This window comes from Streptomyces sp. NPDC001904 (assembly GCF_040297005.1).
Classification (GTDB): domain Bacteria; phylum Actinomycetota; class Actinomycetes; order Streptomycetales; family Streptomycetaceae; genus Streptomyces.
In genome coordinates, this window is the sequence record NZ_JBEOYI010000028.1 from 1 (window position 1) to 16767 (window position 16767).

The window sequence follows — 16767 nt, forward strand, 5'->3', positions numbered from 1 at the left end:
CGTTGTGGTGGTGGGGTGGGTATGCCGTGTGCAGTTTTTTGTTGGTGGGGTGAGTGTGTGGATTGTGGTGGGTGTTGGGGGCGGTTTATTTTGCTGGGTGGTTGGGGTTGTCGGGCGTTGGTGGGCGGGGGGTTGTGTGGTGGGTCGTGTGCATGTGGAGGTTGTGGTGGTGGGGGGTGGGCCGGTGGGGTTGTGTGTGGCGGCTGAGTTGGCGGGGGCGGGGGTGCGGGTGTTGGTGGTGGAGGAGCGGGGGGAGGTGTCGTTGTGGCCGAAGGCGACGACGTTGCATGCGCGGTGTGTGCAGTGTTTGGTGCGGCGGGGGTTTTTGGGTGGGTTGGTGTCGTTGGAGGGGGTGCGGACGTCGGCGTTTCATTTTGCGGGGTTGCCGGGGTTGGCGATTACGGCGCCGGAGGGGGAGCCGGAGCCGGTGTTGAAGGTGGAGCAGGTGGTGTTGGAGCGGCATTTTGAGGAGCGGGCGCGGGGGGCGGGTGCGCGGGTGGTGCGGGGGGTTCGGGTGACGGGGGTGCGGCAGGAGCATGATGGGGTGCGGGTTTTCGGGGTGGGGGAGGGGGGTCGTTTTTCGTGGCGGGCGTTGTATGTGGTGGGGGCGGACGGGGCGCGGAGTGTGGTGCGGGAGTTGGGGGGGTTTGGGAGTCGGACGTATCCGGCGACGGCGTCGGCGATGATGGGGCGGGCGCGGTTGGTGGATGCGGGGTCGTTGTCGGGGGGGTGGCATCGCACGCGGCGTGGGTGGTTGGTGGTGAAGCCGGTGGGGGAGGGGTTTGTGCAGTTGCGGACGTTGAACTGTCGGGCGCCGGTGGGGGATCGGTTTCGGGGGGTGAGTGCGCAGGAGTTGTGTCGGGAGGTGTCGTGGATTGCGGGGCGGGAGGTGCGGTTGGCGGATGTGGGGTGGTTGAGTCGGTTCAGTGATTTTTCGCGGGTGGCGCAGGCGTATCGGGTGGGGCGGATTTTTCTGGCGGGGGATGCGGCGCATGTGCATTTTCCGATCGGGGGGCAGGGGTTGAGTACGGGGTTGCTGGATGCGGTGAATCTGGCGTGGAAGCTGGTGTTGAGGGTGCGGGCGGGGGCGCATGAGGGGTTGCTGGATTCGTATGACCGGGAGCGGCGGCCGGCGGCGGAGCGGGTGGTGGACAACACGCGGGCGCAGTTGGCGTTGATGCGGCCGGGCAGTGAGCTGGATCCGTTGCGCACGTTGATCGGGAATCTGCTGATGGCGGAGACCGAGGGTGGGCTGGGTGCGATGGTCAGTGCGCAGGACACGGTGTTGCCGCAGGCGGCTGCGTCGGCGTGGGAGGGGCGGTTCTTTCCCAATGTGGCGTTGCGGACGGTGCAGGGGGTGACGGATGTGATCGGTCTGCTGCGGGTGTCGAGCCGGCTGGTGCTGCTGGTGCTGGGGGAGGGCGGGCAGGGGTGGGCGCGGGTGGCGGCCGGCTGGCCGGGGGCGGTGCGGGTGGTGCGGGCGCAGGCGCTGGTGCCGGGGGTGGCGGGTGTGGGGGAGGCGTTGCTGCTGCGGCCGGACGGGTATGTGGCGTGGGCGGCGGGCGGGGGTGAGCCGCTTGAGGCGGTGCTGGAGAGTCTGGTGGGGCCCGGTGGTGAGGCCGTCTGCGGTGACGCCGTGTCCGGGGACGCGGTCCCCGGCGGTGCGGTCTTCGGCGGTGCGGTCTCCGGCGGTGCGGTCTCCGGTCGCGCGGCTTCCGGTGATGCCGTGTCCGGTGATGCGGTCCCCGGCGGTGGCGCGGCTTGCGGTGGCGCCGTGTCCGGTGGCGCCGTAGCGGGTGATGCGGTCCCCGGCAGTGCCGTGTCCGGCGGCGTGGTCTCCGGCGGTGCCGTGTCCGGTGGTGCGGCGTCCGCCGCTGCGGTCTCCGGCAGTGCCGTGGCGGGTGGCCCGGCTTCCGGTGATGCGGTCTCCGGTGGTGCAGTGCCGGGTGGTGTGGCCTCCGGCAGCGCCGTGTCCGGCGGCGTGGCCTCCGGTGGCGCCGTGTCCGGTAGTGCGGCGTCCGGCGGTGCGCTCTCCGGTGATGCCGTGCCGGGTGGTGCCGTGTCAGGTGGTGCGGCTTCCGGTGGTGCCGTGGCAAGTGGCGCGGTCTCCGGTGGTGCCGTGTCCGGTAGTGCGGCGTCCGCCGGTGCGGTCTTTGGTGGCCTCGTGTCAGGTGGTGCGGCGTCCGGTGATGGGGCGTCCGGTGGCGCGGTGCCCGGTGATGCCGTGGCCGGTGGTGGTGCCGTGTCGGGTGGCGGGGCGTGCGGTGGTGTGGTGTCGGGTGGTGTGGTGTCGGGTGGTGTGGGGGTGGTCAGCCGGTCGTGGCCGGCTGGGGCTGGTGGTGGAGTTCCTGCAGTTCGGTGAAGACTTTCTCGCCGCGGCCGTCGGCGAGGTCGACGGAGGCGAGGACGGAGGAGAGGACGATGCTGGGCAGCAGGTGGCGGAGCATGACGGAGATGCGGTGCTGGAGGTCCTGGTAGTTGCACAGGGCCTGGGACATGGCCTGGACGCCGGCGAAGGAGCCGACCATGACGTCGGCGGTCTCGCGGGGCTGGACGTGGGGGAGGAGTTCGCCCTGGGTGTAGGCGGCGTCGAGGGTCTGCTCGATGGAGGCGGCCCAGCGTTCGAAGGCGCCGCTGCGGTCCAGTCCGAGGGCCTGCTGGTCGAGGGAGAGGCGGACGCCGGCCCGGACGATGGGGTCGGTCTGCAGCCGGTAGGCGTGGAGCATGCCCATGTCGACCAGTTGCTGGATCTTGCAGGTGCGGGGGATGGTCATGTCGCCGTCCTGGGCGGACAGCACGCCCTGGGCGAGGTGTTCCTTGGACTGGAAGTGGAAGTAGAGGGCGCCCTTGGTCACTTCGGCCGCGGTGAGGATCTCGCTGATGGTGGCGGCCTGGTAGCCGCGCTCCTCGAAGACGACGGCGGCCGCGGAGAGGATCGACTGCCGGGTGCGGATTGCGCGGTCCTGCATCGCCATGTTCGTCCTCCTTGCGCGTGCCGGCTCGGGCACCACTAAAAGAAACCGTCCAGTTTGTATGCTAGAGCGTACGTCATGGGCGGGGTGTTCTGCAGTGCCGGGATGTGGCGGCCCCGTGAAGAGGGGTGCGCCGGTGGAGGGGGGTCGGGGTGATTCTCGTGACGGGTGCGGGCGGGACGGTGGGGCGGGAGGTGGTCGCGGCGCTGGCGGGGTGGCCGGTGCGGGCGCTGGTGCGGGATCCGGCCCGGGCCGGGTCGCTGGCGGGCCGGGCGGTGGTGGTGGCCGGTGATTACGGTGACCCGGTTTCGCTGGGGGCGGCGCTGGAGGGGGTCACCAGTGCGTTTTTGGTGACGAGCCGTCTGGGGCACGACGACGACGGGGCGTTTGTGGCGGCGGCGCGTGCGGCCGGGGTGCGGCGGGTGGTGAAGCTGTCGGCGGCCGCGGTGACGGATGCGGGGGCGGTGGATGCGATCACCCGGTGGCAGCGTGCGGCGGAGGAGGCGGTGTGCGGTTCGGGGCTGGGGTGGACGCTGTTGCGGCCGCGTGCGTTCATGTCGAACACGCTGGCGTGGGCGCCGCAGGTGCAAGCCGGGCGGGCGGTGCGGGTGCTGGCGGCGTCGGGCCGCAATGCCTGTGTGGATCCGCGTGACATCGCCGAGGTCGCGGCGCTGGCCCTGACCGGGCCGGGGCACGAGGGCCGGGCCTACACGCTGACCGGGCCGCAGCCGCTGACGCCGGCCGAGCAGGTCGCCGAGCTGGGCGCTCAGCTGGGGCGGCGTCTGGTGGTGGAGGAGCTGGCGCCGGCCGCGGCCCGGGAGTGGCTGGCGCGCCGTCATCCCGGGCCGGTGGTCGAGGCGTTGCTCCACAGTGCGGCGCGCCAGGGCCGTCAGGCCAAGGCGGTGGTGGAGCCTACTGTGCCGCGGCTGCTGGGGCGTGAGGCGCGCAGCTACCGTGCCTGGGTCGCGGACCATCTGGAGGCGTTCCGCGCGGACTGACGGCGGCGGCCGCAGACGACCGGACCCCGCCCCCGCCGCCCCCCCGGCCGGGCGGGGGTGTGCGCGCCGGGCGGGGGTAGGGGACCGGCCCCGCCCCGGTTTGGCCCGGGGGCTCGCCTGCGGTGGGCGGCCGACCCCGTCGGGCGGGTTGCGGCCGCCTTTGTCGGTGTGCCGGGGTGCGTATCCGGCGGGTGGCGGGCGGCCGGGGTTGACGGCCGGCCGCGGTCCGGCGGGGGCGGTCTGCGGCGGGCGGCCGCCTTGTGCTGCGTGCCGGGGTGCACACCCGGCGGGTGGCGGGCCTGCGTTCACGCTCCGGTGTGGCCGGAGGGGACCGGCCGCCGCAGCCAGGTGGGGGGGGTGTCGAGGTGGATGTCCTGGGCGGCGAGGGCGGCGGTGAGTGTGCCGGGCAGCTGGGGGCGGTGTTCGAAGGCGACCAGGCTGTCGAAGAGTTTCTCCCCCGCCGGGCGGCCGCTCCAGTGGTGCACCAGGTCCACGGACACCCATGCGTAGCAGGCCGGCGGGTTACGAGCCCGGCGGATTGTGCGTCGCGCCGGGCGGGGCGGCAGGCCGGGCCGCGGTCCGGCGGGGAACGGCCGGCGGTGTGCGGACGCCCCCGCAGGGCGGGTTGCGGGGTGCGTGAGGCCGGCCCGGCGCCCGTCACCGGGGCAGCCGGGCCACGGTCCGGCCGCGGTCCGGCGGGGGCCGTGGCCGCAGGGGGGGGCGGCCGGGGAGGGCCGCCGCGCCCCGCCCGGGCGGTTGGTGCGGCGCCGGACGGGGGTGGGGGTCCGGCCCCGCCGCGGCCTGGCGGGGCGGCGTGCGGGGTGTGTCCCGCCTGTGGTGCGTGCCCGGTGCGCACCCGCCGGGCTGGTGGCGGGTGCCGGGTGGGCCGGTGGGGGGTCAGGTGCGGGGCAGGTCGGCGCCCACGGTGGCGGTGAACACGCTCTCGCCGTTCTGGTGGGCGCTGACCGCGACGCGGGGGCCTGCGGGGTGGTCGGGCAGGCGGGCGGCCTCGATGGTGCAGGGGGTGTCCAGTTCCACGTAGCGCTTGAACTCGCTGGCCACGAAGCGGGGGAAGGCGCCCTGGCCGAGGGTGGCGACCATGGCCTGGCGGGCGGCTTCGAGCAGGACCATGCCGGGCACGTGGTCGCCCTGGTGGTCGAAGAGGACGGGGTGGCGGGTGTCGCAGCGCAGCAGCCAGCGGGCGTCGTGTCCGGTGGGGGACAGCACGACGTCCATGGGGGAGGTGCGGCCCACGTTCTGGGGTGCCATCGGCGCGCTCAGGGCGGGCGGTGTGCCCGGCCGGTCCAGGCGGGCGCCGCGCAGCCGGCGGTAGACGGCCGGGGAGGTGCAGGTGCACGCGCCGCCGACGGTGGCGACGCGGCGGCCCTCGCGCATGACGGCGGCCTCGTAGCGGACCGCGGCCAGTGCCCCGCGCCGCCAGGAGACGTCGTGGCAGGTGATGTCGAGTTCCACCGAGGCCGGCGCGAAGCCGACGGCGAGCTGCTCGGGCTCGACCTCGACCTGCAGGTCCCACATCAAAAAGTGCTGGTCGAGGTCGACGCCGAACTCGGCGTGCGCGAGCAGGATGGCCGCCTGGCGGAAGGTCTCGGCGACGATGAGGGGGTCGTGGCGCTCCTGCACGGGGTGGAAGAAGCTGTGCCCGCGCGGCCACTGGCCCGACACGGCGAAGCGGGTGTCGCCGGTGCGGCTCCAGCCGGTCAGCAGCACCTCGGCGACGCTCGCGCGGTGCACCAGTTCCTTGGGGACCGTCGTGGTCAGGGTCGGGAAGCGCAGGTCCATCGCCCGGGCGGCCCCGGGCAGGGGCGCCTGCGGCGCGGCGGTCACGGACGGCTCGGTGCAGATCGTGGTCACGGACATGCTTCCCCCTGGACAGCGTGGGCCTGGTGGTGGCTGATGCGCTCGCCGATGACAGGAAGATACTGACCACCCGGTTTTATTTCCAGTGGCGGCGGCGAAAACATCCGCCGGGAAACGGACCGCCCTCCTCCGTGCCGCGCCGCCGGAGACGGCGCCGCCCGGCCGCCGTCGTCCCAGGTGGCCGCGGCTGTGCAGGTCCGGGCCGGGTGGGGCGTTCCTCGAGAGGGCGCCGAGAGGTCCTCCAGCGGGGCGAGAGCGGTTCTCGAGTCCGCTGCCGGACGGTGACCTCACCGTCACGGGGTCAGGAGGACTGCCGGTGGACAAGGGGAGTACCGCGCTGCTGCGCGTCGAGCGGGGCCGGGCGGATGCGGCCGAACTCGCCGCGCTGACCGCGGTGTTGCTGATGACCGTTCGCGGGTGCCAGGAGGCAGAAGAGCCGCCCGGGGCGCAGGAGGACTCCTGTTCCCCCTGGTGGGTGCCGGAGGCCGGGTTCGCCGCGCCCGGCAGCTGGCGCGGACGGCGCGTCTCAAGCGATCTTCAAGATGATCACCTTTAAACCGCGTGAGCGGTTTGTTAACGTTCCGGTGAGTATCCGGGGCCGGACCCGCGGCCCGGTCCCGGGAGAGGACCTGACATGGCGATGACGACCACGCGTGCGCGATCCGAGTCCGAGCGGGCCGGCGCCCGCGGGCGCACGGCCGAGCTGCACGCGATCCGCGCACAGGCCCTGGCCGGCCCCGGCGAGAAGGCGACCGGCGCCCAGCACGCCCGGGGCAAGCTCACCGCGCGCGAGCGCATCGGCCTGCTCCTGGACGAGGACTCGTTCCACGAGGTCGGACAGCTGCGCCGGCACCGCGCCACCGGCTTCGGCCTGGAGGCCAAGAAGCCCTACACCGACGGTGTCGTCACCGGCTGGGGCACCGTCGAGGGCCGCCCCGTCTTCGTCTACGCGCACGACTTCCGGATCTTCGGCGGCGCGCTGGGCGAGGCCCACGCCGCGAAGATCCACAAGATCATGGACATGGCCCTCGCGGCCGGCGCGCCGCTGGTGTCGCTGAACGACGGCGCGGGCGCCCGCATCCAGGAGGGCGTCAGCGCGCTCGCCGGCTACGGCGGCATCTTCCAGCGCAACACCAAGGCCTCCGGCGTCATCCCGCAGATCTCGGTGATGCTCGGCCCGTGCGCCGGCGGCGCCGCCTACAGCCCGGCCCTGAGCGACTTCGTGTTCATGGTCCGCGACACCTCGCAGATGTTCATCACCGGCCCCGACGTGGTCAGGGCGGTCACCGGCGAGGAGATCACGCAGAACGGGCTGGGCGGCGCCGACGTCCACGCCGAGACCTCCGGCGTGTGCCACTTCGCCTACGACGACGAGGAGACCTGCCTCGCCGAGGTCCGCTACCTGCTCTCGCTGCTGCCGCAGAACAACCGCCAGGCACCGCCGCGCGCGGCCACCGGCGATCCCGCCCGCCGCCGCACCGGCCGGCTGCTGGACCTGGTCCCGGCCGACGGCAACCGCCCCTACGACATGGCCGAGGTCATCGCGGAACTCGTCGACGACGGCGACTACCTGGAGGTCCACGAGCGCTGGGCGCGCAACATCATCTGCGCCCTGGCCCGCCTCGACGGCCAGGTCGTGGGCATCGTCGCCAGCCAGCCGAAGGTCCTCGCCGGCGTGCTGGACACCGAGGCCTCGCAGAAGGCGGCCCGGTTCGTGCAGTGGTGCGACGCCTTCAGCATCCCGATCGTGACCCTGCTGGACGTGCCGGGGTTCCTGCCCGGCGTCGGCCAGGAGCACGGCGGGATCATCCGCCACGGCGCGAAGCTGCTCTACGCGTACTGCAACGCCACCGTCCCGCGGATCTCCCTGATCCTGCGCAAGGCCTACGGCGGCGCCTACATCGTCATGGACTCGCAGTCCATCGGCGCCGACCTCACCTACGCCTGGCCCACCAACGAGATCGCGGTGATGGGCGCCGAGGGCGCCGCCGACGTGATCTTCCGCCGGCAGATCGCCGACGCCGAGGACCCCGACGCCATGCGCACCCGCATGATCAAGGAGTACCGGGCCGAGCTGATGCATCCCTACTACGCGGCCGAGCGCGGCCTGGTCGACGACGTCATCGACCCCGCCGAGACCCGCGAGGTCCTCATCGAGTCCCTGGCCGTGCTGCGCACCAAGCACGCCGACCTGCCGTCGCGCAAGCACGGCAACCCGCCGCACTAACGGAGTCGACCCACATGGCCACACAGGAGCGCGCAATGCGGACCCGGACCGCACTGCTCACGTCCGCCGCCGAAGGATTCGCCCGCGAGGGCTTCCACGTCGCGTCGCTGACCGACATCAGCCGCCGGGCCGGGGTGAGCAACGGAGCCCTGCACTTCCACTTCGCCAACAAGGCCGCCCTCGCCGCCGCCGTCGAGGAAGAGGCCTCCCTGCGGCTGACGCTCCTGACCCGCGGCCACCACGGCAGCGACAGCCGCGACGACGCAGACCGCGGCGACGAGGACAGTGGCAGCCGCGACGACGCAGGCGGCGGCGGCCCGGACGCGGACGGCCCGGTCCTGCAGCACCTGGTGGACTCCACCCATGCCCTGGCCCGCGCCCTGCGCGGCGACGGGGTGCTGCGGGGCGGGTTCTGCCTCACCCTGGAACCCGCCTACCCCAGCAGCCGGGACCTGCACGCACAGTGGGGAGCCTGGGTCCAGGACGCCCTGGAACGGGCCCGGCGGGCCGGCGAACTGGCCGACACGGTCACCCCCCAGGACGCCGGCGCCACCGTCATCGCCGCCACCATCGGCACCGTGGTGCTCGGCGTGCAGCACCCCGACTGGCTCTCCCGCCAGAGCGTGACCCGGTTCTGGCGGCTGGTGCTGCCGCGGCTGGCCCGCACCGGCACCGCGCAGCGGGTACGGGCCGAGGGCGGCGCCCCCCGCGTCGCCGGGCACCTGTCGGGCGCCACGGCCCGCCGCACCCACGCCAGGCTCTGACAGCCCCCACCACGCCCCCGCACAGCCCCCGCACGGCCCCGGCGCGGGCCGCCCCCGCCCGCGCGCGCCGCGCCCCGCACGGCCGCACCGCACCCCCGCCCCACACCGCACCCCGAGAACAGACCTCAAGGTTTGTTCTCGGGGTGCGGTGCGTGCGGTGCGGGGGAGCGGCGGCGGGCGGAAACGGATCCGGAATGGGGTCGTCCTGTAACAAAATCCGGCCGGCCGCCGCCCCCGCGGGGCCCGCTCCGCACCCCCGGACCGCGGGCCCGCACACCGCGCCGCCGCCCCGGCCGGCCGCCGCCCCCGCGGTGTCCCGGGACCGCCCCGCCCGCCCTCACCACCTCGCTGAACTGCGCGAATGCGCCTGCCCCGGGGCGGCGGACCGAAGCCGCGGGGCTGCTCTGCCGGCCGCCCGCCCCGGGCGGCCGGCACCCTCCCGGGCGCCCCGGCGCACGGCCCGCGGCCCGCGGTCCGGGCGGGGGAGCGGGGCCGTCCCGGATTGACAAACCGTCCGTGCTGTTTTTTTATCGTGTCGGGATTCGGACACCGCACACACCCCGCGGTGCTGTCCCACCGCTCGCCTGCACGCGCTGACCCTGCCTGCATTCACCCGGGGAGACACGATGGACATTGAAGTGCTGGGATCGCTGTCGGTGCGCGAGCACGGCATCCCGATCGCGCCGACCGCGCCCAAACCCCGTCAGGTGCTGGCCCTGCTCGCGCTCAACGCGGACCACATCGTCCCCGTCGCGACGCTGATCGAGGAGCTGTGGGACGAAAACCCCCCGCGCAGCGCCCGCACCACCCTGCAGACCTACATCCTGCAGCTGCGCGAGCTCATCGCCGCGGCGCTGGTGCGCGGCGGGGACGCGCACACCAGCGCCAAGGACATCCTGCTCACCCTGCCCGGCGGCTACCGCCTGCAGACCCGGGGCGGCACCGTCGACTACCAGGAACTCGAACGCCGGGCCGGCGCGGGCTACCGCGCCATGGACGCCGAGGACTACCCGGCCGCGGCCCGCAAACTCCGCGACGCGCTGAGCCTGTGGACCGGCGCCGCACTCGCCGACGTCCAGGCCGGCAGCCAGATCACCCTGGAGGTCAGCCGCCTGGAGGAGACCCGCCTGTGCGCCCTGGACCAGCGCATCGAGGCCGACCTGCGCCTGGGCCACCACCGCGGGCTGCTCTCCGAACTGACCGTGCTGGTCAAGCAGTTCCCCATGCACGAGTCCCTGCACGGACAGTTCATGCTCGCGCTGCACCGCTCGGGCCGCCGGGGCGAGGCCCTCAACGTCTACCAGCGCCTGCGCGCCACCCTGGTGCGCGAACTGGGCCTGGAACCCTCCGCCGCCCTCGGCAAGCTCCAGCGCAGCATCCTCATGGCACACCCCGACGCCGGCGCGCTGCCCGCGCCCGACAACGGCTCCGGCCGCCTGCCCGTACGCACCGGCTGACCGCACCGCCGCCCGCCCACCGGGCGAGCCCCCGTCCCCGGCGCGCGCCCCCTCCTCCACGCGAGGCAGGGGGCTTCACGCACGGACGGACCACGCCGCCCGCCCGTTCAGGCCCGGACGGTGCCGTCGGCGCCCAACGCCTCCAGGCGCCCCACCAGTTCCCCGCGCCGCGCCGAGAGACGCTCGATGCCCCGCTCCAGGCGGGCGATCTCCTGGCGCAGGCCCCGCGCGGACAGCGGCCCGCCGCCGTCCGGTGCCGCGCCCTGCAAGCCGGCCGCGTGCGCGGCCGTGTCGGGGACCGCGTGCCCGGCGATCGCCCGGGCCCGCCGGGCCAGCGCCGGCCCCGGCTCCACCCCCAGCTCCCGCAGCCAGCACCGCCGCGTCCGCTCGTACACACCCAGCGCCTCGGCCGGCCGGCCGAGGCGGCACAACGCCACCATCAGCTGCTCGTTCAGCCTCTCCCGCAGCGGGTGAGCCGCCGTCAGCTCCTCCAGCTCGGCCACGATCTGCGCATGCCGGCCACCGTGCAGACACAGGTCGTACAGGGCCTCCGCGGCCACCAGCCGCAGTTCCTCCAGCCGCGCCGCGGCCGCGTCGCACACCGCGCCGCCGCGGCTGCCCTCCAGCGCCGGACCCCGCCACAACGACAGTGCCGCGCGCAGCAGTTCACCCGCACCGTCCGGGTCGGCCGCGGCGCGCGCACGGCCCTGGGCCACCAGCTGCCCGAACCGCTCGGCATCCAGCCGACCCGCCCCCGGCCGCAGCGCATAGCCCAGGGCGCCCGCCACGACGGTGCTGCGGCCCGGGCCGGCAGCGTCCTGCCGCACCGTCAGCAGCCTGCGCAGCCGCGTCACGTGCGCCTGCAGCGCGTTCGGCGCACCCGCGGGCGGCGCACCGGCCCACACCTCCTCGATCAGCTGCCGCACGGGCACGGCCTGCCCGGCCCGCGCCGCCAGCGCCCCCAGCAGGATGCGCCCCCTGGCCCCCGCCGGCCCGAGGACGATGCCTGTGTCCGCGTCCCGGATCTGCACCGGACCGAGAATGCACACCTCCACCCCCACACCCCCCGCCCCCTCTCCCTCATCCCTCTCGCTCTTCCCGCTTCCCGCTTCCTGCTCCTGCGCCCGGCCGTCTTCCCGGCCCTTTTCCCGGCCCTGTTCGTCCCCGGCTCAGGCGGCCACCGCGCGGCCGGACGGCACGCCGCCGGCCAGGCGGGGCGCGACCTGCGCGGCGAACAGCTCCATGGCGCGCACGGCCCGCCCGTAGGGCAGGTGCCCGGGATTGAAGCGCAGGCTCAGACACACATCGGATCCGTACCAGGACCCGATGGTCTCGATCTGCGCCCGCACCTCACCGGGGGTGCCGGCCAGCACGGTGTGCTCGGCGAGCGCCGCGCCCACATCACGCACCCCGGCCGCCGGCCGCCGTCCGGCCGTGCGCGCGGCCTCGCGCTGCTCGCAGTGGCGGGCGCCCGCCAGCACCACCTCCCGGCTGCGCCCCACGTAACAGGTGTAGGTCAGGTGCACACGGCCCGGGGCCCGCTGCGCGCGCCGGCCGCCCGCCCGGTACGCGGCGATCAGCGCGGACAGCTCCTCGCGCGACCACGCCGCCGGGGCCAGCTGCAGATGATGCCCGTCCGCGCCCGCCCGCGCACACGCCTGCACGCTGGCGGCGGTGGTGACGAACACCGGCGGATGCGGCCGCTGCTCGGGCAGCGGCAGACCGCCGCCCGCACCGGACCCCGGCGCCGCACCGGGGGCGGGGGAGTGCGCCCACAGCCCGGTGCACGCCTCGACGGCGGCGAACAACGCCCCGCCCCCGCCGTCGTCGCCGTCGTGGTCGGGCTGCCAGCCCAGGGCGACGTCCAGGCGGCCCTGGCTGAGGTGGTCCAGGACCGCGAGCCGCGCCGCCGTCTCCCCGGGCGCGAAAGCCGCCGCGGACAGCAGCAGGTCGGCCACCAGCCGGATCCGTCCGGTGCGCTGCGCGGCCGCCGTCAGCAGCACCACCGGATCCGGGCTCAGTGCACCGTAGGGGGACGTGCGCGGCGCGCCGCAGCGCACGTGCGCGAACCCCGACGCCTCGGCCAGCTCCACCAGCTGAAGGCATTCGTCGTAGTAGGTGGCCGCGCTTTTCCGCACCGGATCCGCGGTCGGGAAAAAGTCCACACCGAATTCCATGACGCCGCCCCTCGTGATCCCCTTTTTTCCGGCCGGCCCCAAAACCGTGAAAGGCCTCGAATCCCCAGGACGATAGACGAGACGCGGCCCCCGGCGGGCGCCGCGCGAGGCCCGCTCGAGGCGGCATGGGCGCCCCCTCGAGCCGCCCCCGCCCCGGCCCCCACCGGCCTACGGGAAAGAGCCGGCACACCCCCGGGCCCGCACCGCAGCGGGTCAGCGGCACCCGGTGCACAGCACCGCTCGCAGCGCCCTGGAGAAGCCCGCCCGGATCCGTCGAGAACCGGTACGGAATCCCTCGCTCTCAGCTTGCGCGGTACAGACAGAAATTCGCCGCACGCGCAAAATCGAGCCCCATTGGACACCGGCACGGAGGACAGAGGACAGCCATGAAGATTCAGGTTCTGGGCCCGCTGAGCGCCGCCGTCAACGGCATGTCGATCGTTCCGACGGCCGGAAAACCCCGGCAGATCCTCGCCCTGCTCGCGCTCTACCCGGGACGGGTCGTCCCCGTGCCCACCCTCATGGAGGAGATCTGGGGCACCGAACTGCCCCAGAGCGCCCTGACCACCCTGCAGACCTACATCCTCCAGCTGCGCCGCAGACTGGGCACCGCCATGGGCCCCGGCGTGCCGTCCGCCGCCAAGGACGTCCTGGCCACCCGGCACGGCGGCTACCTGCTGCAGATACCCTCCGACGCCGTCGACGTCCGCGCCTACGAACACCTGATCACCAAGGGCCAGCAGGCCGCCGACGAGGACGAGGACGAGCGGGCCGCCGCCTGTTACCGCGCCGCGCTGGAACTGTGGCAGGGAGCCGCCCTGGTCGACGTGCGCACCGGCCCCATCCTGGAGATCGAGGTGCTCCGGCTGGAGGAGAGCCGACTGGTCACCCGCGAACGCCGCATCGACGCCGACCTGCGCCTGGGCCGGCACGTCGAGGTCATCGCCGAACTCACCGACCTGATCGCCCGCCACCCCCAGCACGAGGGACTGCACTCCCAGGCCATGGTGGCCCTCTACCGCTCCGGCCGGCAGGCCGCCGCCCTCGGCGTCTACCAGCGCCTGCGCGCCCGCCTCATCGAGGAACTGGGCGTCGAACCCGCCCCCCAGCTCCAGCGCCTGCACCACGCCATCCTCACCGTCGACCCCAAACTCGACATCTGGCGCGCCCCGCGCCGCTCCTCCACGTTCGACCTGTACGCCGCCTGAACACCCCCGCCCCTCCTGCGCCGTGCGCCCCCGGTTCGAGCCGTACTCCAGAAACGTCGGACAGGCTCTGGACATGGACATGAGGCTGTTCTGCTTCGGGCACGCCGGCGCCGGGGCATCGGGCTTCGGCCGCTGGCAGCACCACTGCGGCCCCGGTGTCGACGTCGTGCCCATGACGCTGCCCGGGCGCGCCGGCCGCCGCCGCGAGCCGCGCGCCACCAGCCGCGACGCCCTGCTCGAGGACCTGTTCGCCCCCCTCGCGGCCGCCGCCGCCCGCGGCCCCTACGCCCTGTACGGCCACAGCCTGGGCGCCCTGGTCGCCCACGCCCTGACCCGGGCTCTGCTCGAGGCGGGCCTGCCCGCCCCGAAGCTGCTCGCCGTCGGCGCCTGCCACGCCCCGCACACCACGGCGCCCGCCGTCCCGCGCGCCCAGGCCGGCGACGCCGGCGTGCTGGAGTTCGCGGCCGCCGCCGGCGCCGCACCCCGGGGCGTCCTGGCCGCCCCCACCGGACTGTGGCACCGCACCGTGCTGCCCGTGCTCAGGGACGACCTCGCCCTGGCCCGCGCGCTGCGCACCGCCGCGGCCGCCGACCGGCCCCGGGCCCTGCCCGTCTTGCTGCTCGCCGTCGGCGGCGCCCACGACCCGCTGGTCGACGCCGCCGCCCTGGACGGCTGGCGCGCCTGGACCCGCCACCCGCCGGCCCGCCGCACCCTGCCCGGCGACCACTTCTTCCAGCGCACCCCCGCGGCCCCAAGGCTGATCGGGCGGGCCTGCCGGGTCGCCGAGAGACTGCACGCCCGCACCCCGGCACCGGCCCCCCGGCCCGCCCGGCCGGTGCCCGCCGCGTCCCCCGCCCCCGCCGGCACCCCCCTCCCCGGCCCTTCCCCCACCCCTTTCCCGACCTCTTCCCCGACTTCTTCCGCGACTTCTTCCGCGACCTTTTTCCCGACCCGAACGGAGAGACCATGGACCGCGTGACCCTGGCCGACCTGAAGAACCTGCTGCGCGAGTGTGCCGGCGTGGAGGAGGGCGTCGACCTCGACGGCGACGTCCTCGACGTCCCCTTCGGCGTGCTCGGCTACGACTCGCTCGCCCTGCTGCAGACCACCGGCGTGATCGAGAGCGACTACGGCTGCACCCTCGACGAGGACGCCGTGGAGGAGGCCGAGACCCCGCGCGCCCTCCTCGCCCTGATCAACGAGGCGCTGACCCGGACCCCGGCCGCCCGGTGAGACCCGGCCGCGGCGCGCCCCTTTTTTTCATCCTCCCGGCGCGCCCCGGCCGCACCGCCCCTCTTCAGCCCTCGCACCGCCGGCGCCAGTGCACGTCCACCTGCCGCTCCAGCGCCAACTCCAGCGACGTCAGCGGGACATCGGCGCACAGCCGCTCCGGATGCCCCGCCGGCGGCCGCGCGAGCACGGTGCGCCCCGCGCCCGCACGCCGCATCTCGCCCAGCACGTACTGCCCGCCCAGGGCGACCAGCGCCGATGCGGCCTGCCCCAGCAGCCGTGCCGGCCATCGACGGTGCGCCATGCTGCCTCCCACGTTCCACGACGGATGTCACAGCGAAGCTGCAACCCGGCGCTGGGGCACCGCTCGAGCCCCACTCGCACCCCCGCCAGCCACCCCGCTCGAGGAGACAGCCGTGCCGCCCACCCGCACCACCCCCGCCCCTGCCGCCGCCCGTCCGGCCCCCGCCCCGCCCGGCCGGGCCGTCGAGATCGCCGACGGCGTGCACGCCTACCTCCAGAGCCCCGGAGGATGGTGCCTCAACAACGCCGGCATCATCGTCTCGCGCGGACACACCGCCCTGTTCGACACCGCCGCCACCGAACGCCGCGCCCGCCACCTGCGCTCCACCGCACTCCGCCTCGCCCCGGCACCGCCGCGCACCGTCATCACCTCGCACTTCCACGGCGACCACGCCTTCGGCAACGCCCTGTTCCCCGAGGCCTGCATCATCGGCCACGAACGCACCCGCACCGAGATGACCGCGGCCGGCCTGCACCTGACCGGCATGTGGCCGGACGTCGACTGGGGCGCCGTCACCCTCGCCCCGCCCACGGTCACCTTCCGCGACCGGCTCACCTGCCACATCGGCGACCTGCGCGCCGAACTCGCACACATCGGCCCCGCCCACACCTCCAACGACACCGTCCTGTGGCTGCCCGAGCGCCGCGTGCTGTTCACCGGCGACCTCACCATGAACGGCGTCACCCCCTTCTTCCTCATGGGCTCCCTGGCCGGCTCCCTGGCCGCCCTCGACCGGCTGCGCGGCTACGGCGCGGCCACCGTCGTCCCCGGCCACGGACCGGTGGGCGGCACCGAGGTGTTCGACCAGACGGAGGGCTACCTGCGCCTGGTGCACCGCCTCGCCCAGGAAGGCCTGCGCGCCGGCCTCACCCCCCTCGCCGCCGCCCGCCGCGCGGACCTCGGCCCCTACGCCCGCCTCACCGACCCCGAACGGCTGAGCGCCAACCTGCGCCGCGCCTACGCCGAACTCCAGGGCCTCGACCCCCACACCCCGCTGCCCGATCCGGACAAGCACACCGCCCTGGAGGAGATGGTCGCCTTCAACGGCGGAAGCCTGTGCTGCCGGGCCTGACCTTTCTCAGCCCGCCGCCAGATCGTCCCGGCGCACCCGCCGCCGCACCACCAGCAGCCCGCCGCCCGGCGCGGCCACCAGCACGTCCTCGCACACGCACACCCGGTGCACCCGCGGCGCCCCGCCCACCCGCGTCGCATACACGAGCGCATAGCAGCGCACGTCCACCAGCCCGTCGCCGCGCGCGGCCACGTCGAGCATCGACACCACATGCCGCAGTCGCACCCCGCAGCGGGACGCGGCGCCGGCGGCCGCCGTCAGCGAGGCGGCCAGCCCGGCCCGCCCGGTGACCGGCGCCGGCAGCGTCGGCACGTCGAAGACCGCGTCCGCGGTGAACGTCTGCGCCCACCGCGGCGCGTCCCCCGCGTCGAAGAGCTGCATCTGCCGCGCATAGAACTGCTGGACCTGCGCATACAGCACGGCGAACGCGGCCGCGTCCACGGTGGCTTCGGTGGCTTCGGTGGCTTCGGTGGCTTCGGC

The 16767-nt window shown here is 74.7% G+C and carries 17 protein-coding genes; 10 read left to right on the forward strand and 7 right to left on the reverse strand.

Annotated elements, in window-relative coordinates:
• The first annotated feature begins 166 nt into the window (after positions 1 to 166).
• Positions 167 to 2362 carry an FAD-dependent monooxygenase gene (locus ABT127_RS32395; protein ID WP_351458102.1) on the forward strand — a complete coding sequence of 732 codons (2196 nt, stop codon included), beginning with the start codon at positions 167 to 169 and terminating at the stop codon, positions 2360 to 2362.
• On the opposite strand, the gene ABT127_RS32400 is transcribed toward ABT127_RS32395, so the two are convergent.
• On the reverse strand, positions 2310 to 2975 hold the full coding sequence (locus ABT127_RS32400; protein WP_351457895.1) for a ScbR family autoregulator-binding transcription factor: 666 nt from the start codon (positions 2973 to 2975) through the stop codon (positions 2310 to 2312). The two genes, ABT127_RS32395 and ABT127_RS32400, sit on opposite strands and share 53 nt — an antisense overlap.
• Before the next feature lie 149 nt (positions 2976 to 3124).
• On the opposite strand from ABT127_RS32400, the gene ABT127_RS32405 reads away from it, so the two are divergent.
• Positions 3125 to 3970 carry an NAD(P)H-binding protein gene (locus ABT127_RS32405; protein ID WP_351457897.1) on the forward strand — a complete coding sequence of 282 codons (846 nt, stop codon included), beginning with the start codon at positions 3125 to 3127 and terminating at the stop codon, positions 3968 to 3970.
• A 305-nt stretch (positions 3971 to 4275) separates the two neighbouring features.
• Here ABT127_RS32405 and ABT127_RS32410 read toward each other — a convergent pair whose 3' ends face one another.
• Together ABT127_RS32410 and ABT127_RS32415 are read right to left on the reverse strand one after the other, a co-directional pair.
• Positions 4276 to 4464: a hypothetical protein gene (locus ABT127_RS32410; RefSeq protein ID WP_351457899.1), complete on the reverse strand. Its 189-nt coding sequence runs from the start codon at positions 4462 to 4464 to the stop codon at positions 4276 to 4278.
• Positions 4465 to 4867: 403 nt separating this feature from the next.
• Positions 4868 to 5848 (reverse strand): ScbA/BarX family gamma-butyrolactone biosynthesis protein, encoded by a 981-nt coding sequence (locus ABT127_RS32415; RefSeq protein WP_351457902.1) that lies wholly within the window; start codon positions 5846 to 5848, stop codon positions 4868 to 4870.
• Between the two features lie 316 nt (positions 5849 to 6164).
• Here ABT127_RS32415 and ABT127_RS32420 point away from each other — a divergent pair, with 316 nt between their 5' ends.
• The 4 genes from ABT127_RS32420 (at position 6165) to ABT127_RS32435 (ending at position 10296) form a co-directional block, all read left to right on the forward strand.
• A complete protein-coding gene (locus ABT127_RS32420) occupies positions 6165 to 6404 on the forward strand; it encodes an acyl-CoA carboxylase subunit epsilon (protein ID WP_351457905.1) in 240 nt (79 codons plus the stop codon).
• A gap of 84 nt (positions 6405 to 6488) precedes the next feature.
• Positions 6489 to 8075: an acyl-CoA carboxylase subunit beta gene (locus tag ABT127_RS32425; protein WP_351457908.1), complete on the forward strand. Its 1587-nt coding sequence runs from the start codon at positions 6489 to 6491 to the stop codon at positions 8073 to 8075.
• A 35-nt stretch (positions 8076 to 8110) separates the two neighbouring features.
• Complete coding sequence (locus tag ABT127_RS32430) at positions 8111 to 8839, forward strand: TetR family transcriptional regulator (protein WP_351457911.1); 729 nt, start codon at positions 8111 to 8113, stop codon at positions 8837 to 8839.
• Between the two features lie 626 nt (positions 8840 to 9465).
• On the forward strand, positions 9466 to 10296 hold the full coding sequence (locus ABT127_RS32435; RefSeq protein WP_351457913.1) for an AfsR/SARP family transcriptional regulator: 831 nt from the start codon (positions 9466 to 9468) through the stop codon (positions 10294 to 10296).
• Positions 10297 to 10403: 107 nt separating this feature from the next.
• Here ABT127_RS32435 and ABT127_RS32440 read toward each other — a convergent pair whose 3' ends face one another.
• Positions 10404 to 11327, reverse strand: coding sequence for an AfsR/SARP family transcriptional regulator (locus tag ABT127_RS32440; protein WP_351457916.1), 924 nt, complete (start codon positions 11325 to 11327; stop codon positions 10404 to 10406).
• Between the two features lie 138 nt (positions 11328 to 11465).
• Positions 11466 to 12473, reverse strand: coding sequence for an LLM class flavin-dependent oxidoreductase (locus ABT127_RS32445; protein ID WP_351457919.1), 1008 nt, complete (start codon positions 12471 to 12473; stop codon positions 11466 to 11468).
• Positions 12474 to 12859: 386 nt separating this feature from the next.
• Here ABT127_RS32445 and ABT127_RS32450 point away from each other — a divergent pair, with 386 nt between their 5' ends.
• The 3 genes from ABT127_RS32450 (at position 12860) to ABT127_RS32460 (ending at position 14914) form a co-directional block, all read left to right on the forward strand.
• Entirely contained in the window at positions 12860 to 13681 is an 822-nt protein-coding gene (locus tag ABT127_RS32450; protein WP_351457922.1) for an AfsR/SARP family transcriptional regulator, read from the forward strand.
• Positions 13682 to 13754: 73 nt separating this feature from the next.
• On the forward strand, positions 13755 to 14660 hold the full coding sequence (locus ABT127_RS32455; RefSeq protein WP_351457925.1) for a thioesterase II family protein: 906 nt from the start codon (positions 13755 to 13757) through the stop codon (positions 14658 to 14660).
• A complete protein-coding gene (locus tag ABT127_RS32460; RefSeq protein ID WP_351457928.1) occupies positions 14648 to 14914 on the forward strand; it encodes an acyl carrier protein in 267 nt (88 codons plus the stop codon). Before ABT127_RS32455 ends, ABT127_RS32460 begins: the two co-directional genes overlap by 13 nt.
• Before the next feature lie 64 nt (positions 14915 to 14978).
• Here the strand turns inward: ABT127_RS32460 and ABT127_RS32465 are convergent, their stop codons facing one another.
• Positions 14979 to 15215: a DUF6059 family protein gene (locus ABT127_RS32465; RefSeq protein WP_351457931.1), complete on the reverse strand. Its 237-nt coding sequence runs from the start codon at positions 15213 to 15215 to the stop codon at positions 14979 to 14981.
• Positions 15216 to 15327: 112 nt separating this feature from the next.
• Here ABT127_RS32465 and ABT127_RS32470 point away from each other — a divergent pair, with 112 nt between their 5' ends.
• Complete coding sequence (locus ABT127_RS32470; protein ID WP_351457934.1) at positions 15328 to 16287, forward strand: MBL fold metallo-hydrolase; 960 nt, start codon at positions 15328 to 15330, stop codon at positions 16285 to 16287.
• 6 nt (positions 16288 to 16293) lie between these two features.
• Here ABT127_RS32470 and ABT127_RS32475 read toward each other — a convergent pair.
• The coding region (locus ABT127_RS32475; protein ID WP_502971817.1) for a nuclear transport factor 2 family protein at positions 16294 to 16767 on the reverse strand (474 nt) is incomplete at its 5' end.